Origin of the sequence: Mycolicibacterium nivoides (assembly GCF_003855255.1) — a bacterium.
In the GTDB taxonomy this organism is placed as follows: domain Bacteria; phylum Actinomycetota; class Actinomycetes; order Mycobacteriales; family Mycobacteriaceae; genus Mycobacterium; species Mycobacterium nivoides.
The window spans coordinates 5,607,747-5,633,326 of the sequence record NZ_CP034072.1; the positions used below are offsets into that span (position 1 = coordinate 5,607,747).

23 protein-coding genes are annotated in these 25,580 nt (G+C 66.7%); 12 read left to right on the top strand and 11 right to left on the bottom strand.

All coding sequences use genetic code 11. The features are described 5' to 3' along the window. Nucleotides 1–33: 33 nt before the first annotated feature. The gene (gene clpB, locus EH231_RS27575; RefSeq protein ID WP_090424125.1) at nt 34–2,580 is read right to left on the bottom strand and encodes an ATP-dependent chaperone ClpB; all 2,547 of its coding nucleotides are present in this window, start codon (nt 2,578–2,580) and stop codon (nt 34–36) included. A 132-nt stretch (nt 2,581–2,712) separates the two neighbouring features. Here clpB and EH231_RS27580 point away from each other — a divergent pair, with 132 nt between their 5' ends. The 4 genes from EH231_RS27580 to EH231_RS27595 are packed head-to-tail and all read left to right on the top strand — an operon-like array spanning nt 2,713 to nt 5,822. Then, nucleotides 2,713–3,906: a macrolide family glycosyltransferase gene (locus EH231_RS27580; RefSeq protein ID WP_241177815.1), complete on the top strand. Its 1,194-nt coding sequence runs from the start codon at nt 2,713–2,715 to the stop codon at nt 3,904–3,906. Between the two features lie 19 nt (nt 3,907–3,925). After that, entirely contained in the window at nt 3,926–4,594 is a 669-nt protein-coding gene (locus tag EH231_RS27585; protein WP_090424123.1) for a GAP family protein, read from the top strand. Nucleotides 4,595–4,631: 37 nt separating this feature from the next. Beyond that, nucleotides 4,632–5,255: a CYTH domain-containing protein gene (locus EH231_RS27590; RefSeq protein WP_090424122.1), complete on the top strand. Its 624-nt coding sequence runs from the start codon at nt 4,632–4,634 to the stop codon at nt 5,253–5,255. Nucleotides 5,256–5,288: 33 nt separating this feature from the next. Next, nucleotides 5,289–5,822 carry a hypothetical protein gene (locus EH231_RS27595; RefSeq protein ID WP_124713746.1) on the top strand — a complete coding sequence of 178 codons (534 nt, stop codon included), beginning with the start codon at nt 5,289–5,291 and terminating at the stop codon, nt 5,820–5,822. Nucleotides 5,823–5,826: 4 nt separating this feature from the next. Here the strand turns inward: EH231_RS27595 and EH231_RS27600 are convergent, their stop codons facing one another. Continuing rightward, complete coding sequence (locus EH231_RS27600; RefSeq protein ID WP_124713747.1) at nt 5,827–6,456, bottom strand: TetR/AcrR family transcriptional regulator; 630 nt, start codon at nt 6,454–6,456, stop codon at nt 5,827–5,829. A 98-nt stretch (nt 6,457–6,554) separates the two neighbouring features. On the opposite strand from EH231_RS27600, the gene EH231_RS27605 reads away from it, so the two are divergent. Genes EH231_RS27605 through EH231_RS27615 form a run of 3 tightly spaced genes read left to right on the top strand, consistent with a single transcriptional unit; the run spans nt 6,555 to nt 9,663 of the window. Beyond that, nucleotides 6,555–7,589, top strand: coding sequence for an ABC transporter permease (locus EH231_RS27605; RefSeq protein WP_124713748.1), 1,035 nt, complete (start codon nt 6,555–6,557; stop codon nt 7,587–7,589). After that, nucleotides 7,576–8,742: an FAD-binding oxidoreductase gene (locus EH231_RS27610; protein WP_124713749.1), complete on the top strand. Its 1,167-nt coding sequence runs from the start codon at nt 7,576–7,578 to the stop codon at nt 8,740–8,742. The genes EH231_RS27605 and EH231_RS27610 overlap by 14 nt, the downstream gene beginning before the upstream one ends. 18 nt (nt 8,743–8,760) lie before the next feature. Further along, nucleotides 8,761–9,663, top strand: a complete 903-nt coding sequence (locus tag EH231_RS27615) for an aldose 1-epimerase (protein ID WP_124713750.1) — start codon at nt 8,761–8,763, stop codon at nt 9,661–9,663. Here EH231_RS27615 and EH231_RS27620 read toward each other — a convergent pair. Genes EH231_RS27620 through dnaK form a run of 4 tightly spaced genes read right to left on the bottom strand, consistent with a single transcriptional unit; the run spans nt 9,660 to nt 13,737 of the window. Further along, nucleotides 9,660–10,034 (bottom strand): heat shock protein transcriptional repressor HspR, encoded by a 375-nt coding sequence (locus tag EH231_RS27620; protein ID WP_090424116.1) that lies wholly within the window; start codon nt 10,032–10,034, stop codon nt 9,660–9,662. The two genes, EH231_RS27615 and EH231_RS27620, sit on opposite strands and share 4 nt — an antisense overlap. Then, the gene (dnaJ, locus tag EH231_RS27625; RefSeq protein ID WP_044515354.1) at nt 10,031–11,197 is read right to left on the bottom strand and encodes a molecular chaperone DnaJ; all 1,167 of its coding nucleotides are present in this window, start codon (nt 11,195–11,197) and stop codon (nt 10,031–10,033) included. The genes EH231_RS27620 and dnaJ overlap by 4 nt, the downstream gene beginning before the upstream one ends. 39 nt (nt 11,198–11,236) lie before the next feature. Next, nucleotides 11,237–11,878, bottom strand: coding sequence for a nucleotide exchange factor GrpE (grpE, locus tag EH231_RS27630; RefSeq protein ID WP_044515353.1), 642 nt, complete (start codon nt 11,876–11,878; stop codon nt 11,237–11,239). Further along, complete coding sequence (gene dnaK / locus EH231_RS27635) at nt 11,875–13,737, bottom strand: molecular chaperone DnaK (RefSeq protein WP_124713751.1); 1,863 nt, start codon at nt 13,735–13,737, stop codon at nt 11,875–11,877. Before dnaK ends, grpE begins: the two co-directional genes overlap by 4 nt. Nucleotides 13,738–14,089: 352 nt before the next feature. Between dnaK and EH231_RS27640 the strand changes: the two genes are divergently transcribed. Continuing rightward, nucleotides 14,090–14,914, top strand: coding sequence for an Abi-alpha family protein (locus EH231_RS27640; protein WP_124713752.1), 825 nt, complete (start codon nt 14,090–14,092; stop codon nt 14,912–14,914). Between the two features lie 4 nt (nt 14,915–14,918). Continuing rightward, complete coding sequence (locus tag EH231_RS27645) at nt 14,919–16,223, top strand: DUF445 domain-containing protein (protein WP_124713753.1); 1,305 nt, start codon at nt 14,919–14,921, stop codon at nt 16,221–16,223. A 6-nt stretch (nt 16,224–16,229) separates the two neighbouring features. On the opposite strand, the gene EH231_RS27650 is transcribed toward EH231_RS27645, so the two are convergent. The 5 genes from EH231_RS27650 to EH231_RS27670 form a co-directional block, all read right to left on the bottom strand. Next, a complete protein-coding gene (locus EH231_RS27650) occupies nt 16,230–17,732 on the bottom strand; it encodes a PucR family transcriptional regulator (RefSeq protein ID WP_124713754.1) in 1,503 nt (500 codons plus the stop codon). A 40-nt stretch (nt 17,733–17,772) separates the two neighbouring features. After that, nucleotides 17,773–19,191, bottom strand: a complete 1,419-nt coding sequence (locus EH231_RS27655; protein ID WP_124713755.1) for a purine-cytosine permease family protein — start codon at nt 19,189–19,191, stop codon at nt 17,773–17,775. Between the two features lie 34 nt (nt 19,192–19,225). Then, a complete protein-coding gene (locus EH231_RS27660) occupies nt 19,226–19,618 on the bottom strand; it encodes a hypothetical protein (RefSeq protein WP_124713756.1) in 393 nt (130 codons plus the stop codon). Nucleotides 19,619–19,626: 8 nt separating this feature from the next. Then, on the bottom strand, nt 19,627–21,252 hold the full coding sequence (locus EH231_RS27665; RefSeq protein ID WP_124713757.1) for a GMC family oxidoreductase: 1,626 nt from the start codon (nt 21,250–21,252) through the stop codon (nt 19,627–19,629). A gap of 145 nt (nt 21,253–21,397) precedes the next feature. Continuing rightward, nucleotides 21,398–22,888 carry a PucR family transcriptional regulator gene (locus tag EH231_RS27670; RefSeq protein ID WP_241178201.1) on the bottom strand — a complete coding sequence of 497 codons (1,491 nt, stop codon included), beginning with the start codon at nt 22,886–22,888 and terminating at the stop codon, nt 21,398–21,400. Between the two features lie 195 nt (nt 22,889–23,083). Between EH231_RS27670 and EH231_RS27675 the strand changes: the two genes are divergently transcribed. From EH231_RS27675 to EH231_RS27685, 3 genes are read left to right on the top strand one after another with little or no spacing between them, the layout of a single operon-like run. Continuing rightward, nucleotides 23,084–24,001 (top strand): NAD-dependent epimerase/dehydratase family protein, encoded by a 918-nt coding sequence (locus tag EH231_RS27675; RefSeq protein WP_124713759.1) that lies wholly within the window; start codon nt 23,084–23,086, stop codon nt 23,999–24,001. Beyond that, on the top strand, nt 23,994–24,791 hold the full coding sequence (locus EH231_RS27680; RefSeq protein ID WP_241177816.1) for an SDR family NAD(P)-dependent oxidoreductase: 798 nt from the start codon (nt 23,994–23,996) through the stop codon (nt 24,789–24,791). The genes EH231_RS27675 and EH231_RS27680 overlap by 8 nt, the downstream gene beginning before the upstream one ends. Nucleotides 24,792–24,805: 14 nt before the next feature. Beyond that, the gene (locus EH231_RS27685) at nt 24,806–25,579 is read left to right on the top strand and encodes a creatininase (protein WP_124713760.1); all 774 of its coding nucleotides are present in this window, start codon (nt 24,806–24,808) and stop codon (nt 25,577–25,579) included. Nucleotide 25,580: the final 1 nt, after the last annotated feature.

A 25,580-nucleotide genomic window follows, 5' to 3' on the forward strand; every position in this document is an offset into this window, starting at 1 on the left:
TTGGGCACTTTTGCGTCTTTTCGTCAGGCTGGATCAGCCCAGAACGAGGCCGTCGCCATCCGCGCTGACATTGACCGGCACCACGTCACCGTCGTGCACCTCGCCTGCCAGCAGCATCTTGGCCAACTGGTCGCCGATGGCCTGCTGCACCAGTCGCCGCAGCGGACGGGCACCGTAGAGCGGGTCGAAACCACGCTCGGCCAGCCAAGTCTTGGCGGGCAGCGACACCTCGAGGGTGAGCCGGCGCTGCGCGAGCCGCTTCTGCAGCTGTTGCAGCTGGATGTCGACGATCGACACCAGCTCCTCGGGGTTGAGCGCGTCGAACATGATCACGTCGTCGAGCCGGTTGATGAACTCCGGCTTGAACGCCGCCCGCACCGCGGCCATCACCTGTTCCTCGGTGCCACCGGCACCCAGGTTGGAGGTCAGGATCAGGATCGTGTTGCGGAAGTCGACCGTGCGGCCTTGGCCGTCGGTCAACCGGCCCTCGTCGAGCACCTGCAGCAGCACGTCGAACACGTCCGGGTGCGCCTTCTCGATCTCGTCGAACAGGACCACCGTGTACGGACGCCGGCGCACGGCCTCGGTCAGCTGACCACCCTGGTCGTAGCCGATGTACCCCGGAGGCGCACCGACCAGACGGGCCACCGAGTGCTTCTCGCCGTACTCGCTCATGTCGATGCGGACCATCGCGCGCTCGTCGTCGAACAGGAACTCCGCCAACGCTTTCGCGAGCTCGGTCTTACCGACACCGGTCGGGCCCAGGAACATGAACGAACCCGTCGGCCGGTTGGGGTCGGCCACCCCGGCGCGGCTGCGGCGCACCGCATCCGACACCGCGGTCACCGCCGCCTTCTGGCCGATGACGCGCTTGCCCAGCTCCTCCTCCATGCGCAGCAGCTTGGCGGTCTCGCCTTCGAGCATCCGGCCGGCGGGAATGCCGGTCCACGCCTCGACCACGTCGGCGATGTCGTCGGGGCCGACCTCCTCCTTGAGCATCACGTTCTCGCGGGCCTCGGCCACGGGCAGCGCGGCGTCGAGCTTCTTCTCGACCTCGGGGATACGCCCGTAGCGCAGCTCCGCGGCCTTGGCCAGGTCGCCGTCGCGCTCGGCCCGGTCGGCCTCACCGCGCAAGGTGTCCAGTTGCTCCTTGTATTCGCGGACGATGTCGATGGCGCCCTTCTCGTTCTGCCAACGAGTGGTGAGCTCCGCGAGCTTCTCCTTGTAGTCGGCCAGCTCGCCGCGCAGCTTCTCCAGCCGGTCCTTGGACGCGTCGTCCTCTTCCTTGGACAGCGCCATCTCCTCGATCTCGAGGCGACGGACCAACCGCTCGACCTCGTCGATCTCGACAGGCCGGGAGTCGATCTCCATGCGCAGGCGAGACGCGGCCTCGTCGACCAGGTCGATGGCCTTGTCCGGCAGGAACCGGCTGGTGATGTAGCGGTCACTCAACGTGGCCGCCGCGACCAGCGCGGAGTCGGTGATGCGAACGCCGTGATGCACCTCGTAGCGGTCCTTGAGGCCGCGCAGGATGCCGACGGTGTCCTCGACAGACGGCTCGCCGACGAGCACCTGCTGGAAGCGGCGCTCCAGGGCGGCGTCCTTCTCGATGTACTTCCGGTACTCCTCGAGGGTCGTCGCGCCGACCAGACGCAGCTCACCGCGGGCCAGCATGGGCTTGATCATGTTGCCCGCGTCCATCGCGGACTCGCCGGTGGCACCGGCGCCCACGATGGTGTGCAGCTCGTCGATGAACGTGATGACCTGGCCGGCCGAGTTCTTGATGTCGTCGAGGACAGCCTTGAGGCGTTCCTCGAACTCACCGCGGTACTTGGCGCCGGCCACCATGGACCCGAGGTCCAGGCTGATGACGGTCTTGTCCCGCAGGCTTTCCGGCACATCACCCGCGACGATGCGTTGGGCCAGGCCCTCGACGATCGCGGTCTTGCCGACGCCGGGCTCGCCGATGAGCACCGGGTTGTTCTTGGTGCGGCGGCTCAGTACCTGTACGACACGACGGATCTCGGTGTCGCGGCCGATGACCGGATCGAGCTTGCCCTCACGCGCGGCGGCGGTCAGGTCGGTGGAGTACTTCTCCAGCGCCTGGTAGCTGCCCTCGGGGTCCGCGCTGGTCACCCGGGCACTGCCGCGCACCTTCACGAATGCCTCACGCAGCGCCTGCGGCGAAGCACCGTGATTGGTCAGAAGCTTGGCGACCTCGGAGCTCCCGGTGGCCAGGCCGACCATCAGGTGCTCGGTGGACACATACTCGTCGTCCATCTCGGTTGCCAGGTGCTGCGCCGTGGTGATCGCGGTGATCGACTCGGGCGACAGCTGCGGTTGCGAACTCGAACCACTCGCGCTCGGCAGGCGGCCGATGATGCGCTCGGCTTCCGCACGGATCGTCGCGGGCTCGACTCCGACCGCCTCCAGCAGTGGTGCGGCGATACCGTCGTTCTGCGTCAGCAACGCCATCAACAAATGGGCGGGGGTGATCTGTGGATTGCCTGCGGCGGTGGCCGCCTGCAACGCCGAGGTCAGCGCCGCCTGGGTCTTCGTGGTCGGGTTGAACGAGTCCACGACACCTCCCCTTCTATGTCTGTCCACGGCCAAATGGGCTACGTGGAAAATGCTTGTCGCGATGTACAACGTAGTCAAGGTTGAGTCTGTTCCGCTCAACTTTAAAAATTTTTCCCGGGCACACTCGACGGGGTGCCCTTCCCCTCCCACATCGCCGTCGTCGCCGCGTCCGCACCCAGCCACATGTACCCCCATCTGGCGGTGATTCACGAGCTGGTACGCCGCGGCCATCGGGTGAGTTACCTGGTCGGAGGCCATCTGGCCGGTTTGGTCGCGCCCACCGGGGCCGACGTCATCGCCTGCACCTCGGTGCTGCCGGGGGCGCCCGGCGCGCCGGAATCCTTCGCCGAAGCCGACCCGGTGGCCGGCATGCGGATGTTCCTCGACGAGGCGGTGCATGTCCTGCCGCAGGTCCACGCCGCCCTCGACGCCGACCGGCCAGACCTGGTGCTCTACGACATCGGCGGCATGGCGGGCCCCGTGGCCGCCGACCACTGGGGCGTCCCCGCGGCGCAGTTGTCGCCCAGCGAGGTGGCCTGGGACGGCTACCACGACGACATGGCCGAGGTCCTCGGTCCGATCCTCGGCAGTCCCGGCGGCCTGGCCTACCGCCGGGCGTTCGACGACTGGCTGACCGATTCCCGCTCGCGATTGACGTTCGACGACGTGACCGGCGCGCCTCGGCGATGCCTGGTGTTGATCCCGCGGGTGATGCAACGCAACTCCGACCGGGTCGGCGATCGCTACCGGTTCGTCGGACCGTGCATCGACCCGCGACGCGCGAATCCGGGCGATTGGAGCCCGCCGGCCGGAGACGGTCCGCTGGCCCTGCTGGCCTTCGGCACCGCCTACACCGAACGAGCCGACGTGTACCGCAACGTGATCGAGGCACTCGACGGGCACGGTTGGCGGCTGGTGCTGGCCACCGGCCATGCCGAGGCCGACGATCTGGGTCCGGTACCTGACTGGGTTCAGCTGCGCGAGTCCGTTCCCCAACCGGCTGTGCTGCGATCGGCCGACTGTTTCATCACTCACGCCGGCATGGGTTCGTGCACCGAGGGATTGTGGTTCGGTGTGCCGATGGTCGCGATTCCGCAGGCCGTCGATCAGCCGGCCAACGCCACCCGCCTGGAGACCATCGGGGTCGGCCGTCACCTGCCGGACCATCTGCCCGGCGTGGGCGCGATCCGCGACGCCGTCCTCGGTGTCGTGGCCGATCAGCAGGTCCGGTTGAATCTCGACACCATCCGCGCGGAGATCCACGCCCACGGCGGGCCGGGACATGCGGCCGACGCAGTTGAGGACATCGCGGCCGGACGTTGGTGAGCGTTGCTAGGTTTTGCTCATGACGGAAAGCTGGGGCTCGGTTTTCGCCGAACTCATCCCGCTGGCATTGGTGGTGGCGCTGTCACCGCTGTCGATCATTCCGGCGGTCCTGGTGCTACACAGCCCGCGCCCCCGGCCGGCGGGCCTGTCCTTTCTCGCCGGATGGTTTCTCGGCCTGGCCGCGCTGACGGCGATCTTCGTCGGCGTCTCCGGCCTGTTCGGCCGGCTCGACGAGCCACCGACGTGGGCGTCGTGGTTGCGCATCGTTGTGGGCGTCGCGCTGATCGTCTTCGGTGTGTACCGCTTTCTCACCCGGGCACAGTCAGAGCACAGCCCCAAGTGGATGGCCAGCCTGAGCAAGCTCACGCCGGCCCGGGCGGGTGCCGCCGGCCTGGCGCTCACCGTGGTGAACCCCAAGGTGCTGTTCATCTGCGTGGCAGCAGGTTTGGCGATCGGCAGCGCCGGCCTCGGTCAGCCGGGCGTCTGGGCGGCAGGGCTGTACTTCGTGGCGTTCGCGGGGTCGACGGTGGCCCTGCCGATCCTCGCGTACGCGGTGTCCGGCGAGCGACTGGACCCCGCACTGGCCCGGCTGAAGGAATGGATGGAACGCAACCACGCAGTCTTGGTTGCGGCGATTCTGGTGGTGATCGGCCTGCTCGTGCTCTACAAGGGAATTCACGCTCTATAGGCGACGTATTCAGTCCGGATCAGGCTACGGTGTGCGCATGTCCGAATCCGGTTTCGGTGATTTCGAATTCGAGCGGAAGTTCTTTGTCCGCGAATTGCCCGCGGCGGCGGCATCCGATCCCACACCTGCGCTGATCGTGCAGGCGTATCTGTTCGCATCCGACGGATACGCGGTGCGTGTCCGGGTGCAGGGGCCGGCTCCCGCTGAATTGGATGCCACCCCGGCCGAACTCGTGGTGACATTGGGCGAGGAATCGCTGGGGACCATGACGGCCAAAGGCCCTGCCGTCGGCGGTACCCGCTACGAGGCCGAACGCGAACTCGATCCATTGGTGGCGGCGCAGATCGTCGGCCGATCCGAACACGTCATCGCGAAAGTCCGTTATTCGATGTGGCTCGGCGAGGACGGCTGGATCATCGATCAGTTCCTCGGCAGAAACGCACCACTATTGCTGTCGGAGGTCGAGCGAGGTAGTCCCGTGGTCGATCTGGCAATTCCGGCGTTCTGCGTTTCCGAGGTGTCCGAAGACGACCGGTTCCGTAATGAATACCTGGCGCACCGGCCATTCGGCACCTGGGCCGGCGAATATCTGGCTGAGCTCGAACACCGCGGCCCCACCTTCGTCGATACCCTGGGCCGGAATCAGTTCGAAGGCAGTTGAGCAAGACAGCCGTCCGCCGCAAGGGAATGACACATGACGCCTCACGGTCCCGACGATTGGGACGATGCCGACGACGGCAACGGCCTCGACGCACTCGATTTCGACACCCCGGTGCTCGATGACGATGCGTCCGGTCTCGATGCCCTGCCGGACTACGCGCCCGACGATGTCGAGGAGGACGAGGACGACGACTTCGACACCTTCGACGCCGAACCCAATGCCGAAGACGAAGAGCAGATCCCGGTGGTCCAGGCCGTCAACCCGCCGGGCACCGTCGCCGTCACAGCCTATCTCAACGGCTCCGTCGCCCAGGTGGACCTGGACCCGAGGGTGACCACCCTGACCGAGGCTCAGCTGGCCGACGAGATCCGGGTCGTGGCCGGCGTCGCCGCCGCGAAGGCGACGGCGGTGGTGCACGTCGGCGTGGTGAACATGCTCCTCGAGCAGGGCATGGAGTTGCGTGAGGCCCGCGACTTCGTGGAGACCAACATGCCGTTCGCCACCCCCGAACAGGCCGGTGAGGCCGAACTCGCGCTCATCGCGCGGCACTCCGACCAGGCGCACTGACCACCTACAGGTCAGGCAGCCCCAGCTCGGCCGCATCGGCGGTGAGGTAGCGGGTCACCGTCGGTGCGAGCAGTCTCACGACGTCTTCACCGTCGAGCGTCGCCATCGGCGGCACTGCCATCACATACCGCAGCATCGCGGTACCCACCAGGCTCGATGCGGCGAGCATGGCCCGCAACCGGGCCTGCTCGCCACCGCCGAGCACGCCTGACACCGCCGCGAGCACGTAGTCCTGCATGAACGTTCGAAATGCCACGTGCGCATCGGAATTCGACGTTGCCGACTGCAGCATGACCCGCATGCTGGCTGCGGTGTCCGGCGATTCCCACATCTTCAGGTAGACGCGCACCATGCGCTCGCCGATCTTGTCGGCCGGCCCTTCCAGGGCAGCCACCAGTACGTCGGGGTCCAGGATCAGCCGCAGCGATTCCCGGAAGAGGTCGGCCTTCGACCCGAACAGATAGAGCACCATCGATGCGTCGACGTGCGCGTCCGAGGCAATCGCCCGCAGTGTCGTCTTCTCGTATCCCTCGGCCGCGAAGCGCTGCTTGGCCGCCGCCAGCACAGCGTCGCGGGAGACCGGGTCGCCCTGGCGGCGCCCGCGCCGCGTAGCAGTTTTCCCAGGTGAAGCCATACATCGACACTATCATTTCAATGACTGTTGAAAACTGGACCCATGGCGCCTACCCTCATCTCAACCGATTAATTCAACGTCGGATGAAAAGAGGGAACATGCTCTCGACACAGACCGCCGCGCCCGCCCACCACGCAGCACCCGAACACGAACCGCCCGCCGCACTGCGCGCCGCGGGCATCGTCGCCGTGTTGACCATCGCGATCGCCATCGTGGCCATCGCGTTCGCCCTACCGGCGTCGCGTTCCAAGCCGCACGACCTCCCGATCGGCGCCGCCGGGCCCCAGGCCGCCACCAGCCAGATCGCCGAGCGCCTCCAACAGCAGGCCCCGGGCGCATTCTCGGTGACCTACTACCCCGGCGAGGACGCCTTACGTGAGGCGATCCTCAACCGAAACGTCTATGGCGGCATAGCCTTCGGCCCGCAGGGGCCGACCCTGCTGACGGCCACCGGAGGCAGCCCCGCCGTCGCGCAGTTGCTCACCCAGATCGGCAACGGCATCGCCGCGAATTCCGGCGTGACCCTGCACACCGAGGACCTGGCCCCGCCCACCCACCAGGACCCGCGCGGAACCGGACTGGCCGCCTCTGCCCTGCCGATCACCCTGGCCGGGATGCTGCCTGCCATCGCGCTGGTGCTGGTGTTGAAGCGTGAGGTGTGGACCCGCCTGATCGCGACAATCGTGTTCTCCGCGTTCGCAGGCACCACGGTCGCGGCGCTGCTCCAGTACGTGTTCGGCTCGATCGACTCCAACTTCTGGGGCGTGGCCGCAGGGCTGACCCTCGGGATAGCCGCAGCCGGCCTGTTCGTCCTCGGCCTGGGGTCTCTGTTCGGCAAGGTCGGCCTGGCGGTAGGTGCTGCGCTGGCCCTGCTGTTGGGCAACCCGCTGTCCGGGTTGACGGCCGCACCGGAGATGCTGCCCGCCGGATGGGGTCAGCTCGGCCAGCTGTTGCCGCAGGGCGCCACTGCCACGCTGTTGCGATCGACCGCGTACTTCGGCGGGGCGGGCGCGGACCTGGCGATCGTCGTGCTCAGTTGCTGGGTGCTCGCCGGACTGACATTGGTGATCATCGCCGCATTGCGGCGGCCCGGGCGCACCGCGCCTAGACTGCGACTCCGTGGGACTCGATGACCGTCAAGCACTGGAGACACTCCAGAACGCTGTCGACCCCGACCAGGGCTCCGCGACGCTGATCCGCGATTTCTACACCCAGTGGTTCGCCACCGACCTCTCGGCCCGCGATCTGTTCCCTCCCGACATGGACAGCCAGCGCGATGTCTTTGCCCGCGCACTGACCTGGCTGTTCGGGGAGCTGATCGCCCAGCGCGCCGAGGAGCCGGTGGCATTCCTGGCTCAGCTCGGCAGAGACCACCGCAAATACGGTGTGACGCAGAGTCATTACGACTCCATGCAGGAGGCGCTCTACAACGCGCTGCGCCGCCACCTCGAGTCCGATTGGGACGACCGGCTGGCCGAGGCCACCCGCGACGCCGTGGCCCTGATCATCGGGGTGATGCGCGGGGCGGCCGACGCCGAGGACTCCCCCGCGTACTGCGACGGCACCGTCATCGAGCACCACCGGGTCACCCGGGACGTCTCGGTGATCCGGCTCCAACTCGACCAGGCGCTGTTCTACCACCCCGGCCAGTACGTCACCGTGCAGGTGCCTCAGTGGCCGCGCCGGTGGCGCTACCTGAGTCCGGCCGTCCCCTCCGACCGCTCCGGGGGCATCGAGTTCCACATCCGGTCGGTCCCCGGCGGCATGGTGAGCACCGCCATCGTCGCCGAGACCAAGATCGGGGACCGCTGGCGCATGTCCAGCCCGCACGGCGGGCTGCACGTCGACCGGGACGGCGAAGATGTGCTGATGGTGGCCGGCAGCACCGGGCTGGCCCCGCTGCGCAACATCATCATGGACATGACGCTGCACGGCGAGAATCCCCGCGTGCACCTGTTCTTCGGCGGCCGCTATCCGTGCGACCTCTACGACCTGAAGACGCTGTGGCACATCGCCTCGACAAACCCGTGGCTGTCGGTGACCCCGGTGTCCGAGTACAGCACCGATCCCCCGTGGGCCGGCCAGTACCCGAACGTCCAGCCGCCGCGCGGTCTGCATGTGCGCCAAACCGGCACCCTGGCCGAAGTGGTGACCAGGTACGGCAATTGGGGCGATCGGCAGATCCTCATCTGCGGTGGACCGGACATGGTCACCGCCACCAAGGCAGCCCTGGTCGAGCGGGGCGCTCCGGCCGAGCGGATCCAGCACGACCCGCTGACGCGCTGAGGATGCCAGACTGGCGCCATGACCGCGGTTCGAACAGTCACCCTGCATGACCCGTCGTCATCACTGACGGCCACGTATGTTCCGGCCGCGGGGATGATCTGCACCTCGCTGGCCGACGGTGCAGTCGAGTACCTGGGCCAGCGGCGCGGGTTGCAGGCCTACCTCACCGACGGCAAGACGATGGGCATCCCGATCCTCTACCCGTGGGCAAACCGCTTGAGCGCCAACGAGTACCGCGTCGACGACACCACCGTCCGCTTGACGCCCGGGGTCGACGGTGTGCGCGCCGACGCGCACGGGGCGCCGATGCACGGTGTGCTCGCCGCCAATCCGGACTGGCGGGTGACCGAGGATTCCGAGAACGTGTTGAGAGCGGACCTGGATTGGGGTACCCACCCGAAGCTGCTGGCGACGTTCCCGTTCCCGCACCGTCTGACCATGGCGGTGACGCTGGCCGATCGGACCCTCACCGTGTCCACCACGGTGGCCGCGACGTCCGAGCAGTCGGTGCCGCTGTGTTACGGCTACCACCCGTACGTGACGATTCCCGGTGTGCCCCGCGAGGATTGGCAGTTGCATACCCCCGCCATGCGGCACCTGCTCGTCGATGACCGGGGCCTGCCCACCGGCGAATCCCCGGACTGGCCGGGCGGGACGAGACGGCTGGGCACCACCGAACTCGACGACGGATTCGATGCCGTCGAGGCGGGTGCGGTGTTCTGGCTGTCCGGCGGAAGTCACCGGGTCGAGGTCAGGTTCGACGCGGGTTATTCGGCTGCGCAACTGTTCGCGCCGCTGAGCGACGACGTGGTGGGCATCGAGCCGATGAGCGCACCCACCGATGCGTTGCGCCGCGGCAAATACAGAATGGCCGCCCCCGGAACTCCGGAGACGGCCATCTTTTCGATCAAAATCGGCTAGCGCGCGCCTCGACGTGGCTGCCACAGCACGACCGCTTTGGACGCCACAGAAACGTCGCGTCGCTGATCGCTGAGTTGTTCGACCTGCTGGGTCAACTCGGAAACCCGCGTGCGCAACGCATCAACCTGATTGGTCAGTTCGATGATGCGCTTGATCCCAGCCAGGTTGACGCCCTCGTCCTGTGACAACCGCTGCACCTCACGGAGCAGGTCGACGTCACGCTCGGAGTAGCGGCGCCCGCCGCCGGAACTGCGCTGCGGGCTGACCAGGCCGAGCCGGTCGTATGTGCGCAGGGTCTGCGCGTGCATACCGGCCAGCTCGGCGGCCACCGAGATCAAAAACGTGCGGGCTTCGTCTTTGCGCTGGCTCATATGTTGCCTGCCCATCCGGCCCGCGGATCGAATCCGCTGGCCCGTTCGGCTTTCGCATATGCCTCCAGCGCCTCTGCCGCTTCACCTTCCAGGTTCGGCGGCACCGCGACCTTCACCGTGACCAGCAGGTCACCGTGGCCGCCGGAGCGTTTCGGTACCCCGCGTCCGCGCACCCGCAGGATCCGGCCGTCGGAGGTGCCCTTGGGCACGCGCACACCGACCTTGCCGTCCAGGGTGGGAACGGAAAGCGTTGTCCCGAGCGCCAACTCGTGGAAGCTGACCGGAACGCTGACGGTCAGGTCGTCGCCGTCACGCCCGAACACCTTGTCCGGACGCACGTGCACGGTGACGTAGAGGTCGCCCGACGGCGCACCTCGTAGCCCGGCTTCGCCCTGGCCGGCCAGCCGAATACGCTGACCGTCCTCGACACCCGGTGGGATCCGCACGTTGATGGTGCGGGTCCGGGTGGTGACGCCGGTGCCCTGACATTCGCCGCAGGGGTGTTCGATGATCGAGCCGCTGCCCCGGCACTCGGTGCAGGGCTCGGAGAATCCGAACGCTCCCTGGTTGCGGTTGACCACACCGGAGCCGTTGCAGTTCGGGCACACCTTCGGGCTGGTGCCCGGCCGCGCACCGCTGCCATGGCAGTTGGTGCAGGGGGCCGGGCTGGTCAGCCGCAGCGGCATGGCCACGCCCTTGGTGGCCTCCAAGAAGGACAGCTCGGTTTCGGTTTCCAGGTCGTTACCCCGGCGAGGCCGGCTCGGCCGCGGTTGCGCACCGCGCCCGAACAGCCCGCCGAAAAGGTCACCGATGTTGGCGCCGCCGCTCTGGCCGGCTGCGTCGAACAGGTCTCCCAGGTTGAATTCGGCTCCGTCGGAACCGAATCCGCCACTGAAGTTCCCGCCCGGGTTGAACCGACGCCCGCCCCCGGCGAACAGCCGACGGGTCTCGTCGTACTCCTTGCGCTTCGCGGGGTCCGACAGAACACTGTTCGCCTCAGAAACCGTCTTGAACCGCTCCGCCGCTCCCGCATCGGGATTGCGGTCGGGATGCAGCTCGGAGGCCAGTTTCCGGTAGGCCTTCTTGATCTCGTCGGCGCTGGCGTCAGAGGAGACGCCGAGTTCCTTGTAGAAGTCCTTCTCGACCCACTCGCGTTGGGCCATGCTGCGCCACCTCCTTACCTCTTCTCTCTATTGGATGGACTATTTGTCTGATTCTGCGGCCTGATCGCCGGCGGCGTCAGCGTTATCCGCTGTCCCCGACGGGGAATCAGCCCCGGCTTCGGCCTCGGGAACGGTGTCGACCACGCCGACGAGGGCGTGCCTGACCACCTGGTCACCGATCCGGTAGCCCCGGCGCATGACGGTCCCGACCACGGGATGGGTGCCCTCGCCCTCGTGCTGCACGGCCTCGTGCAGCGACGGGTCGAACTCGTCACCCTCCACGCCGAATCCGGAAAGGCCCTGTCCTTCAAGGGCACCGACGAGCTTGTCGGCGACCGACTTGAGCGGTCCGGATTCCAGGTCACCATGGCTGCGGGCCCGGTCCAGGTCGTCGAGCACACCCAGAAGCGGCGTGATGACGCCGGCCTTGGCCCGGTCCGCGGTCACCTGCTGATCGCGCAGCGCCCGCTTGCGGTAGTTGTCGTATTCGGCCTTCACGCGTTGCAGCGTGGCCTTGAGCTCGGCAACCTCGTCGCTATCGCTCGCCGACTCCCCAGCAGCGGAGGCGGCCGACGCCGGCCCACTGGGGGCCGGCGCCTGCTCACGAACCTCACCGGAGTCGGGATCGATGCGCCGTTTGTCGGTGATGGTCACCGGCTCGTGCGAATCGTTCTCGCTCACTTGGTCTCCTGGTCATCGTCGACAACTTCGGCGTCCACCACGTTGTCGTCCGCGTTGGCCGAATCGGCAGCTCCGCCCGATCCACCGGCGGCCTGCTCAGCCTGGGTGGCCTCGTAGATCGCCTGGCCCAGACCCTGGGACTCGACACCGAGCTTCTCCATGGCGTCCTTGATCGCGGAGATGTCGGAGCCTTCCAGCGCCGACTTCGCCTCGGCGATCGCGCCGTCGACCTTGGTCAAGGTGTCCTCGGGGACCTTCGAACCGCCTTCGGCCTCGCGCTGCTCCTTGACGAACTTCTCCGTCTGGTAGACCAGCGACTCGGCCTGGTTGCGGACGTCGGCCTCTTCGCGACGCTTGCGATCCTCATCGGCGTGCGCCTCGGCGTCCTTGATCATCCGGTCGATCTCTTCCTTGGACAGGCCGGAGCCTTCCTGGATCTTGATCGTGTTTTCCTTGCCGGTGCCCTTGTCCTTGGCGGTGACGTGCACGATGCCGTTGGCGTCGATGTCGAAGGTGACCTCGATCTGCGGCACGCCGCGGGGGGCCGGCGGGATGCCGGTCAGCTCGAAGGAGCCGAGCAGCTTGTTGTGCGCGGCGATTTCGCGCTCACCCTGGAAGACCTGGATCTGCACCGACGGCTGGTTGTCGTCAGCGGTGGTGAAGGTCTCCGACCGCTTGGTCGGGATGGTGGTGTTGCGCTCGATCAGCTTGGTCATCACGCCACCCTTGGTTTCGATACCGAGGGACAGCGGGGTGACGTCAAGCAGCAGAACGTCTTTCACCTCGCCCTTGAGCACGCCGGCCTGCAGCGCAGCGCCCACGGCGACAACCTCGTCGGGGTTGACGCCCTTGTTGGGCTCCTTGCCGCCGGTCATTTCCTTGACCAGGTCGGTCACGGCGGGCATGCGGGTCGAGCCACCCACCAGCACCACGTGGTCGATCTCGCCGACCGAGATGCCGGCGTCCTTGATCACCGACTGGAACGGCTGACGGGTGCGGTCCAGCAGATCCTGAGTGATCTTCTGGAACTCGGCGCGGGTCAGCTGCTCGTCGAGGAACAGCGGGTTCTTGTCGGCGTCGACGGTGATGTAGGGCAGGTTGATCGAGGTGCTCTGCGAGGAGCTGAGTTCGATCTTCGCCTTCTCGGCCGCTTCACGCAGCCGCTGCATGGCCATCTTGTCCTTGGTCAGGTCGATGCCACTGGTGGCCTTGAACTTGTCGACCAGCCATTCGACGATCCGGTCATCCCAGTCGTCGCCACCGAGGTGGTTGTCACCGGAGGTGGCACGCACCTCGACGACACCGTCGCCGATCTCCAGCAGCGAGACGTCGAACGTGCCGCCACCGAGGTCGAAGACCAGGATGGTCTGTTCCTTGCTGCCCTTGTCCAGTCCGTAGGCCAGGGCGGCCGCGGTGGGCTCGTTGACGATGCGCAGGACGTTGAGGCCGGCGATCTGGCCGGCTTCCTTGGTGGCCTGGCGTTGGGCGTCGTTGAAGTACGCGGGCACCGTGATGACGGCGTCGGTGATGTCCTCACCGAGGTACGCCTCGGCGTCGCGCTTCAGTTTCTGCAGCACACGGGCGCTGATCTCCTGCGCCGTGTAGTTCTTGCCGTCGATCTCGACGGTCCAATCGGTGCCCATGTGACGCTTGACCGAACGGATGGTCCGGTCGACGTTGGTCACCGCCTGGTTCTTGGCGGGCTGGCCGACCAGCACCTCGCCGTTGCGCGCGAACGCGACGACGGACGGAGTGGTCCGGGAGCCCTCGGAGTTCGCGACGACGACGGGGTCGCCGCCTTCCAGGACCGCGACGCATGAATTGGTGGTCCCGAGGTCGATACCGACCGCACGAGCCATGGTGTTGCCTCCTGTTAGAGATATGGGGTCTGAGCGGACTGCGCTCAAGCTTGCTCCGGATGAGCATAGGTTGTCAACCCAGACTTGAGTCACTCTCACTCAACTTGCTGTCGATGGGGTCAACGGGGGTTTCACAGGATTTGTTCCCGGAGCCGGCGATTTTTTCGGGGATGGTTGTGATAACGCCGGTCAGGTGCTTCTTGCCGGTCAGGTACGGCGCACTCGGCCCCGCACCGACCGGGTACCGTGCCCCATAATCAGATGCCGCCGGTCGGCTCGACCGCGGCTTGACATCTGGCTCACACCGTCGCCCCAGGGGCGCAACCAGCCACTCGAGGGGGATCGAACGGCGATGGCAGACGAGATCACGACGACCGAACCGAACGTGCCCGAGGACAAGCCCGCCAAGCACGGGTACCAGCGCCGGGCGTTCAGATGGGCCACTCCGGTCGGTGACATCGCGATCGCCATCCGCACCCCGCGCAATCCCCGCCCGCTCGTTCCGAAGCGCTACGACCCGTTCGGAATCGCCGATCGCGCGCTCGATGCCGCCAAGACCAGCATGAAACTGGCCGCCTGGGGCGAGGAACAGCTGGCCACCCTGGTGAAGAACCGGCTGGAGGCCATCGATTCGGCATCGACGCCCAGGCCCGCGACGATCGCCACGCCCGAGGAACCGACGGCCCGATCGCTCAACAACAAGATGGACCGGCTGCTGGACCGCGCCCTGGACCAGAGCACCACGGGCAGCCAGGTCGAGCTCTACCACCGCCTGCTCGACCAGCTGGTCGCCGACGAAGCACGGATCATCGGCGCTCTGTCGGAGGGTGCGGCTTCGCCACTGGTCAACGTCTACACCTGGACACGGGCCCGGACGCCGGGGCAGGCCGTGCTGGAGAACGCCTGCCTGATCGGTCGCACCGCCAATGTGGCGTTGCCCGCCATGGTCCCGCAGTACGTCGGCCATCTGCTGTCGCTGGGTCTGGTCGAGACCGGTCCAGAGGATCCGTCGCAGAAGTCCGAGTACGAGGTGCTCATGGCCGAGCCCATGGTGTTGCGGGCGATCAAGGGCGCATCGCGCGGGCCACTCACCGCGCGGGTGGACAAGCTGACCCTGACGCTGTCAGGCCTGGGTCGCGGCCTGTGGGAGGCCGCGGTCCAACGGGACGGTTCGTAACCGCATGAGCGGCAGCGAGACACTTCTCGCGATCCAGACCTGGCAGGAGATCAAGGCAGATTTCGGCGTCAATTGGCTGATCTATCTGTCCATGCCGTTCGTCGCCGCCTTCGTCGGGTGGAGCACCAAGATCGTCGCGCTGGAGATGCTGTACCGGCCGATGGAGTTCAAGGGCATCGGCCTGTTCGGTTGGCAGGGCATCGTGCCCCGCCGCGCGGGCAAGGTGGGATCCAAGACCATCGAGCTGCTCACCCAGAACCTTCTGAAACCCGAAGAGCTGCTGGAGAAGGTCGACGCCAGAGAAGCCGTCGACACGTTGCGCGAGCCACTGACCCAGGCGGTCGACGAGATCTCCCGCGACATCGCCGAGCAGATCCGGCCCGGACTGTGGGATTCACTGCCCGATGCGGCGCGCAAGGCGATCATGGCGCGCGTCCACGATCAGACGCCGAAGATCGTGGAGAAGATGCTCACCGAGATGCGGTCGGACCTCAACCGGTTCGTCGACATCCAGTACCTGGCGGTCACGACGCTGGTCCGGAACAAGGACAAGCTCAACAAACTGATGCGCGGGCTCGGCGACAACGCGATGGCCTTCGTCCGCCGCAGCGGGATCTACTTCGGGCTCGCGATCGGCCTGGTCCAGATGGTCGCGTGGGCGCTGTTCCAGAATCCGTGGATCATGCCGGCCTTCGGCTTCGGCGTCGGTCTCATCAGTGACTACATCGCGCTCAACATGTTGTTCCGGCCGGTGCGGCCGACGAAGTACCTCGGCTTCATCCCGTTCCAGGGATTGCTGCACGCCGAGCGCGACAAGATCACCGCGGACTATGCGCGGATCCTGGCCCAGGACCTGTTCTCACCCGAGATCCTGTTCGACGGCGTGCTGCGCGGACCGGGCTCCGACAAGCTGTTCGCGCTGGTGGGCAAGGAGGTCGAAGCAGCCATCGATGCTCAGACCGGCATCGCGACCCCGCTGGTCAAATTCGCCGTCGGCACGCAGCGGTACAACGCCTTCAAGGACAACATGGTGAAGATGGTGCTCGAACGGCTCCCCACCACACTGGTCGAGGCCCAGGACTACGCCATGAGCGCGCTGGACCTCGAAACGACCATCATCGACAAGATGGGCCAGCTCACCAACGAGGAGTACGAGTCGATTCTGCGGCCGGTGTTCAAGGACGACGAGCCCACGATGATCGCGGTCGGCGCCATCCTCGGTGGCGTCGTCGGCGAAATCCAGGTCCAGGTCATCGAGCACTTCGGCCACAGCCCCGAGGCCGTCGCCATGGCCCTGCTGCACCACTAGCCGGACCTATTTGCCGCCGGCCAGCAGGTCGCGAGACTGCAGGGCCAGCCAGAGCTGGGCGATGTCGGCGGTGTCGGACAGGCGGGCCCCGGTGAGCTCCTCCACCTTGTGGACGCGGTACAGCACGGTCTGCCGATGCACGTTCATCGCGGCCGCTGTGCGCTGCCAGGACCGCTGGTTGGCCAGGAACGCTTCCAGCGTCTCGACCAGGCCGGTCCGGTGCTGGGCGTCATGCTCGATCAGCGGACCGAGCCAGCGCTCCACCATGGCCCGGGCATCCTCGACACCGCCCATGCCCACCCACGACGTCGCGGTGCCGTAGCGCACCACGTGATCCCCGGTCCGCTGCGCGGCACCCAGTGCCCATGTCGCCTCGCGGGCGGACTCCGCCGAACGGGCCACGGTTTTGATCACCCGGCCGGCTCCGACCCTGGCGGTCGGGCCGAGTGCGGCGGCGATGGCCTCGACCGCCGCATCGGTTCCCGGCACCACCGCATGCGATACCCCCGAACGGAACGCCGACACGTGGGGAATCCGGCGGCGCCACAACGCGACGTGTAGATCCCGCAGTCGCCGTTCGTCATCACAGGTGGCCGAGACGAACATCGACGTCGCCGGATCCAGCCCGGCGGACACCAGCTGACGACGCCCCACCCGTTGATCCATCCGCCCGTCGATGAGCTGCGCGGTCAGCTCGGCACCCGTGCGCCGGGTGTGTTCGAGCGCCAGGTGAGTCTGGGACAACTCCAGCGCGACGACGGTCGCGGCGTGCTGTATCAAAACTCCGTCGAGTGCGGCGCCGCCTTCGCGGATGACCGCCAGCACCGCATCGTCGTGCGTCGGCACCTCCCCGACCAGCACCTCGACCCCGCCTGCGGTGAGGACCGATCGCGCCCCGGCCGCCAGCGTGCCGTGCGATGCCGTGCGCACCGTCTCCTTCACGTCGTCCGGCGGGTGCGGGCCGTCAGGGTGATACGCCTCCCCGGTGACCCGGTCGCACACGTACACCGCGCATTTCAGTTCCTTCGTCAGCGCATCGGCGATACGTGATCGTGCCGCATCCCCTGCCGTGGAGTGGCGCAACGCGTCATAGATGCGTGCCGTCCGCATCAGCCGCTGGGACTGTTCGAGCAGGGTGGCCTCGGCGACCGCGCGCGAGATCGCCACGAACGGCATCGGGTAACGGATCCACACCACCGGCAACTCGAGTCGCTCACTGGCGCGGGTGAACCGTTGGGTGAGGCGGGGGCAGAACATGTCCTCGCCGATCGCGAGCCCACTGGCACCCACGCGATGCAGCTCCTCGAGCAGGTTCTCCTGGTCGGCAGCGGCAGCCGGGAACGACATGCCGTTGGTCATCAACAGTTCCCCGGCACTGACCCACTGCCATGGTTCCGGCAGATCCGAGGTGTGCGTCCAGGTCACCTGTCGATCCAGCCCGGCCTTGCCGGAGTGCAGTCGCAGCTGCAGGTGCGGCATGTCCAACAACTCGCGCACCGTAATGCTCACATGCCAACCGTATCGAGTCGTCGCGATCACGCGACTGGAATCACTGTGCACTTTCGGCAGCGAGCGAAGGCTGCAGCTCTGTCACCTGGCGTACCCGCCACAGCTTGATCAGACCGAGGTAGATGAAGAACGTCGCAACAGTCCCCACGATCCACGCCGTATCGATGCCACCGATCTTGCCTGCGACCGCGCCCTGATAGAACGCCGTTGACATGAAAGGGATTTGGACGACGAAGCCGAGGAAGTAGCTGAGCACGGCCGGGACGTTGAACGCGCCGTAGCCACTCTTGGGATCGCTGAACGAGGCCGGGTCGTAATGCCCCTTCTTCACTACGTAGTAGTCGATCAGGTTGACGATGCTCCACGGAATCAGCAGGTAGATCAGGATGCTGATGAAGTTGGAGTACTGCACGAGGAAGTCGTCGGAGAATCCGACGGCGGCGACGAAGACCACTACCGCGATCGCTGTCGCCGTGGTGTTCCTGGCCGAGGACTTCGGCGACCATTTCAGCCTGAAGGCCTGGATACAGGTCAGGGTGCACAGCGATGACCCGTACATGTTGATCACGCCGGCGTCGATCGCGCCGAAGAAGAAGACCAGCATCACGAACACGAACAGCGGGCCGGGCATGATGCGCGACAGGCTGGCCAGCTGGGCATCGGCTCCCAGGCCCGCGACGAGGAGAGCACCGACGATCATCGCTCCGGCGGCACCGAGGAGAGTGCCGAAGTACGTGTACCAGAACGCGGAACGGGGCGTGGTGGAGGACGGCAGATAGCGTGAGTAGTCCGAGACGTACGGCGCGTACGAAAGCTGCCAGATCCCGGCAACCGACGCCATGCCCAGGAAGCCGGTCCAGTTGAAGGCGCCACCGCCGCCGCCGCCACCGATGCCGCCGTGCGCCGCGGCGACCGCGGTATAGCCGAGGGTCAACACCAGCGCGAGACCCGACAGCCAGACCATCACCCGGTTCAGCCGGAGGATGAGCTGGTAGCCGACCACCACGGTGACCAGGGTGAGGAAAGTACTGAGCGCAAGCGCCACACCGGTATTCAGCGATGGGAAGACCGCGACCAAGGTCTGCTGCGCCAATATCATCAGGGAGACGATCCAGCCGACGTACGCGAGAATGACGACGACGATCACCAGCAGCGACCCGTACATCCCGAATTGGGCGCGCGCCTGGATCATCTGCGGTACACCGAGGCCCGAACCCTGCACCGAGTGCAGGGCCATGAACACCGCGCCCACGACGCTGCCGAGAAGGATCGCGATGATCGTGGACGTCACGTCCAGCTTGAAGATCGTCGGTCCCAGAAGACCCGTTACCACGGCAAGCGGGATGATCTGGACCGTAAACCAGAACGAGAAAAGGTGCCGCACCTTTCCGGTGCGCTGCGATTCCGGTACTGGCTGGATCGTCAGATACTCGACCCTCGGGGCACTGTCATGCGGCATGAGACAAGTCCTTGTTCGGTGGGTATCGGGCGGATCAGCGGATCGTGAAGCCGCGGTCGACGACGTGCTCGAGCATGTCGACGTAGCTGTCCATGTCGTCGCGCGCCGGACGAGGTGCCGCGTCGTACGGCATGGCGGCCTTCACGACCGGGCTGAGGAAGTAGGCTCCCGCGGCCAGCACGGTCAGCGCCTCGAACTGCTCCGGCTGTTCGGCGGAGAGGCTGTCGAGTGCGGCTTCGGGTTCCTTGCCCGCGCTGGAGTCCAGTGCCGCGGTGAGCACGTCGAGGAGGTCGGGCCGGTAGCCGAGGACCTGGTCGATCAGAACTCCGGACACCTCCGCGGTGGTGGCCGACGGCATGTTGTCACCGGCCGGGATCAGGGTCTCGGCCAGGGTGGCGAACACTTGGCGCTGTTGGGAATTGAGCATGAGGATCCTCAGAATGCAGTCGGGATGCTGGAGCGGGTTTCGGCGAGATGCCGCATGGAGCGCAGCGCGACGGCCATGATCGTGGCGGTGGGATTCATCCCGGTCGAGGTGACCATGGTGCTGCCGTCCACGATGAACAGGTTCGGGATGTCATGCGTCCGGCACCATTCGTCGACGACGGAGGTGGCCGGGTCGGTCCCCATCTTGGTGGTGCCCAGCAGATGCCAGGCGCTGTGCCGGACCACCGGAATCGGGTGCACCTCAACGGCTCCGGCGGCCTCGTGGGCCTCGACGGCCCGCGCGACGTTGAAGTCGAGCATGCGCCGGCAGTTCTCGCCGACCTCGTAGTGGATCTTGGCCGCCGGGATCCCGTCGGAATCGGTGACGTCGGGATCCAGTGTCACGGTGTTGGATTCGTCGGGCAGATCCTCGGTGGTGATGCCCCACTCGGTGTAACGGCCGAACGTTCGTCGCAGCCGCGGATGGAAGTTGGCCCCGAAGCCGTCGCGCCAGTTGTCACCGGGCTCCCACAGGGTCTGGGCCAGCGGGCCGCCGGTCGGCATCAGGTTCCACTTGGCTCCACGCACGAATCCCCGGTCGGTGTCGGTCTCGTAGAACTGCAGGGACTGCAGCGCCTGACCGGCCGGACCGAGCCAGGTCTCCATGTCTTCGTCGTAGGCGCCGTACACCGAGGCATAAGGGTGGGTCATCAGCCGCTTGCCGACCAGGCCCGAAGAGTTCGCCAGGCCGTCAGGAGCCGAGTTCAGCAGGAGGCGGGGCGTCCCGATTCCGTTGGCCGCCAACACCGTTACCCGGGCCGCCTGGTGTTGCAGCGTGCCGTTGCGGTCGATGTACTCCGCACCGGTCACCAGGCCGCGGTCGTTCATCGTGAGCCGGCTGACCCGGGCGCCGGTGACCAGCTGCACACCGAGCTTGATGGCGTCACGCCAGTGCGTGATGTCCGTGCTGGCCTTGGCGCCCACAGGGCAACCGGATTCGCAGGCGCCGTAACGCTGGCAGGCTTCCTGGTTCTTGTACTTCCGCGAAGCGATAGCGTTGGGCGCGGGCCACCAGTGCCAGCCGAGCTTGTCCATTCCCTTGGCGGCCACCAGTCCGTACTTGCCGATCGGCAGCGGCGGCAGCGGAAAGGTATGCGGGTCCGGGTAGGCCGGATCCCCCTCCAGACCGGACGCCCCGATGTGGTGGGTGACCTCGTCGTAGAACGGGCGCAGGTCCTCGTAGGAGAAAGGCCAGTCTTCGGCGACGCCGTCGAGGGTCTTGACCCGGAAGTCCGATGGCATGGCCCGCACCCAGTGACCGGAGAACATGATCGTGCTTCCGCCGACACCGTTGAACATCAGCGGCTCGACCGGGCTCTCGGTGCTGTCGACCGGATAGTCCGCGGAGTTCTGCCGCACGTTGGGGCTGGAATTCCACTGCTTGAGGCGGGTGAGCTCCCACTCCGGCTTGCCTGCGGTGAAATCGTCGGGCAGGTTCCAGCCGCCCTGCTCCAGGCAGACGACCTTCAGACCCTGCTGGGCCAGCTCCAGGGCGGCCACGCCGCCGGAGGCCCCGGCCCCCACGATCAGTACGTCGGGTTCGTCATGGATTTCTCGGGTGTTCACGAGTCGCACTCCAGATCAGATGGGCTGCTGTGCGATCAATGATGCGTGCGTCACACCTTCGGGAGCGAGAATTGATCCGCACAAAGCGCAGGACCGACCTTGTGCATGCGCACAAACGCTGTCAACGTCCTGTCAGTTCCGCCGAGTCGCCACCTCAACGAGACATGTTCTGTAACCGACGGGCCGCGATCGCCACCGCCAAGGTGGTCAACTGCCCAGGTTCATCGAGGTCGGTCTCGAGCAGCCGGGCCACCTGGTCGAGCCGGTAGTACAGGGACTGCCTGCGGATATGCAGGCGCTTGGCGGCCTCGGCCTTGCTGCCCGCGCACGCGATCAGCACTTGCAGCGTGCGGACCAACTCACTGCCCTTGGCCTCGTCGCTGCGTTCGAGTGCGCCGATCTGGTCGTCGACGAACTGGCGCATGGCATCGGCATCGCCGTGGCGGGCCAACAGCCGCTCCAGCACGAGCGTCTGGGCACCGATCACCGGTCCGGTCTCACCGAGCCCTTGACCGAGCCGCAACGTCTCCCGCGCCTCCACCATGGCCTTGGGCAGCATGCCGATCTCATCGACAGTGCGACTGGCTGTGGCGCACAGGTGGTTTCGCGGAAGCCGGGCAACGCGGGCGGCTTCGCGCACGGCGTCCAGGACGTCCGTCGAGGGCACCCCGGCAGGCATGGCCAGCACGCCGCACAGCAGACCGTCGACGAGTCCGAAGATGCCGTGGCCGACCTGACGCATCAGCGCATCGGCCACCGAGGCAACCGATTCGACGCGCTGCGGATCGATCGCGACGCAGACGTAGCGTTGGTCCGCCGTCGCGATACCCGCCGCCCGCAACCGCGATTCGAGCGTGCTGTGTTCGCTCACCTGATTCGCCACCAGCTGATCGAGCACCAACTGCTGCGCCCGAAGGGTGCCCGCGATGCCGGTCTGCTCGCGCATCAGGCACAGACCCAGCACTGTCGGCGCCCGGTCGAGCACTGCCGCACAGAGCAATTCGGGTACACCTTCGGGATCCACCGAAAGCCGGCCCCACGCCGTCCCGTCGACCATCACCGGCACCTCGGAACGCGGGCCGCCGGCGCTGTCGCCGATCCCGGACTCGACCATGACGCTTCCCGCGTAGTCGCTCAGCCGTGCCGACGTCCCGATCATCGCGGCGACCTGGTCGATCAGCTCGTTCAGGGTCGCGCCGCGGGCGAGGGCCTCCGACAGTGCGCGCGAAGTCTCGTCGGCGTAGCGCAGCCGCGAAACCGACCGGTCGATGAGCTCGCTGTTCACCGCCTCGGCCACCTCGGTGAAACGCAGGGTGGGCGCCAGCTCCACCACGGGGAATCCCAGCGGCAGCGCCTCCTCGACCATCTCCGGCGGTACCTGCTCGAATGTCCGCCCGACCTCGAAGAACAACCCGGCCACACCGCGTTCGGCCAACCGCCGGATGTACAGCCGGCGGCCGGCGTCGCCCACGTCGAGCAGGCCCACACCGTTGGTCAACAGCACCTCGTCACCGCGCAGCAGGCCCGCGATGTCGTAGAGATCGGTGGAATGGACCCAACGCACCGGGTGCTCGAGACTGTCATGACCGCTGAGCACGGCAGGACGCGCCGACTGCAACGACGGGTGCGCCAACACGTCTCTCACGGTCAAGGACATACGACAGTATGACCCATGGAACCCCTCAAACCTATGACACAACGTCCGTTGTCGCAGGGCCGACAGGCAGGCATTCTGGTCCACATAGGAGTGAGGAGCACACGTGACGGTCACACCGACGTCCGGACACTCCTCTGATCATGTTGCAGCACAAGACGATTACCCCGATAGAGGAAGATTGCCATGACCACACTCGTCACCGGCGGCCGCGGCTTCGTCGGCCGCCACGTGGTGGACCAGTTGCTCGCCGACGGCGAACGCGTCGTCATGTACAACCGCGACTACTCCGTCGACCCCCGGGACGGAGTCGTGGCGGTCCTCGGCGAGCTGTTCGACATCCCGCGCCTGACCGAGACCCTCCGCACCTACGAGGTGGACCGCATCATCCACACCGCCGGCCAGAGTCATCCGGCGATCTCGATCGAACTGCCGGTCACCACCTTCGCGGCCAATGCCGATGGCACGCTTGCGGTTTACGAAGCAGCCCGGATGACCGGCGTGCGTCGCATCGTGTTCTTCTCCTCGGAGTGCGCCCTGGGCAACATCACCGAGGACGGACCCGTCACCGAGGACGTCAAGCCGGCGCCCACTACCGTCTACGGCGTCACCAAGGTGGCGGGCGAACTGCTGGGCAGCGCCTACAACTCCCTCTACGACATGGAAATCGTCTCGCTGCGCATCACCGAGGTGTACGGACCGGGCCTGTGGATGCCCAGCCTGCTGGGCGACATGATCCGGGCCGGCCTGCGCGGTGAGACCTTCACCCTCGAATCCGGCGGTGACCACGGGTTCCAGTTCGTCTACGTCGACGACGTCGCCACCGCCGCCCGGTTGGCGTCCACCACCGCCAACCTGACCCAGCAGGCGTACTTCGTCTCGGGCGGCGATCGGATGACGGTCTTCGAGACCGCCGACCTGCTGAAGAAGTTCCTGCCCGACGCCCGCTTCGACATCGGTCCGGGCTACCTGCCCGACTGGGATCGACAGGTCCGGTTCGATCTGAGCCGGTCCGAGCGCGACCTCGGCTACGTACCGGGATGGGCGCTGGAGAAAGGTCTGGAGAAGCAGATCGAATGGCTGAGAGGACACGCACATGGGTGAGATGACAAACCGCATTGCCCTGGTGAGCGGGGCCTCCTCCGGGATCGGGCTGGCCACCGCCGCCACCCTGGCCCGCGAAGGGGCCGACGTCGCCGTGCTGGCCCGGCCGCAGGACGACCTGACCGAAGCCGTCCGCGTTGTCGAGGAGCACGGCAGGCGCGCGCTGGCGGTCAGTGTCGACGTGCGGGATTCGGCCGCGGTACGCGCGGCGTTCGAACAAGTGGAAGACCAACTCGGTCCGATTGATGCGGTGCTCAACAACGCCGGAATATCCCGCGTCGCACCGCTTATCGAGACGACCGACGAGATCCTCGACGACCTGATGTCGATCAACGTGGCCGGATCGTTCTACGTGCTGCGCGAGGCGGCCCGCGTCATGCAGCCCCGGGGCGCCGGCGCCATCGTCAACACCGGCTCAGAACTGGCGCTCATGGGCCAGCCCGGCTTCGTCGCCTACACCGCCACCAAGGGCGCCATCGTGTCGATGACCCGCAGCGCCGCAGCGGAACTGGTGTCCTGGGGCATCCGGGTGAACTCGGTGTGTCCCGGCACCACCCGGACCCCTTTGTTGATGGTCGAGTTCGAGGACAGCGCCGACCCCGAGGCCGAGATCGCCGAAATCGCGGCCAGTGTCGCCGCCGGACGGTTCGGCGAACCGCAGGAGATCGCCGAGGCCGTGGTGTTCCTGCTGTCCGACCGGGCCAGCTATGCGGTCGGCACACACCTCGTCGTCGACGGCGGACGATCCAGCTGCATTCCCGCCGGCAACATCGGCGTTTCCCACCAGTGACAAGGAATTTCGACATGGCTGAACAGAGACCCCGCATGTACCGGGACATGACCTGGCCGGAGATCGCCGAGGCGGCCCGGGCCGACATCCCGGTCGCCATCCCGATCGGCTCGACCGAGCAGCACGGCCACCACCTGCCGGTCTGCACCGACTGGCTCATCCCCGAGAAGCTGCTGGAGGAGGCCAGCCGCCGGACCGACCTGGTCGTCGGGCAGTTCGTCCCGTTCGGATACCGCAGTCGCCCGGGTAGCGGTGGCGGACAACATATCCCGGGCACCCTGTCGCTGCGGGCCACCACGTACATCGCGCTGCTCGAGGACATCCTCAGTGAGCTGAAGCGGGCCGGGTTCCGCAACATCGTGCTCTACAACTGGCACTACGAGAACAGCGGCTTCATCTACGAGCCCGCATTCCTGATCTCCGAGAAGCACCCGGACCTGAAGATCCTGGTGATGGAGGACGCCAACCCCGACTTCACCGCGGACCGCCAACAGGCCATCTGGCCGGACGGTTTCCCGGGCCTGGCGCTCGAGCATGCCGCCGTGATCGAGACCTCGCTACTGCTGCATCATGCGCCGCACCTGGTGCGGCCCGAGCACATCAAGGCCGACGCTCCCCAACGAGTCGTCAACCACGATGTGCTGCCGATCGACACCCGGATGTCCACCGCCAGCGGTGTCTTGTCGTCTCCCGAGGCCGCCACCGCCGAGAAGGGCAAGATGCTCACCGAGTGGATGGTCGACCGGCTGGTGGCGATCCTGGACGAGGAATTCGCCGAGCGCCGCTGAT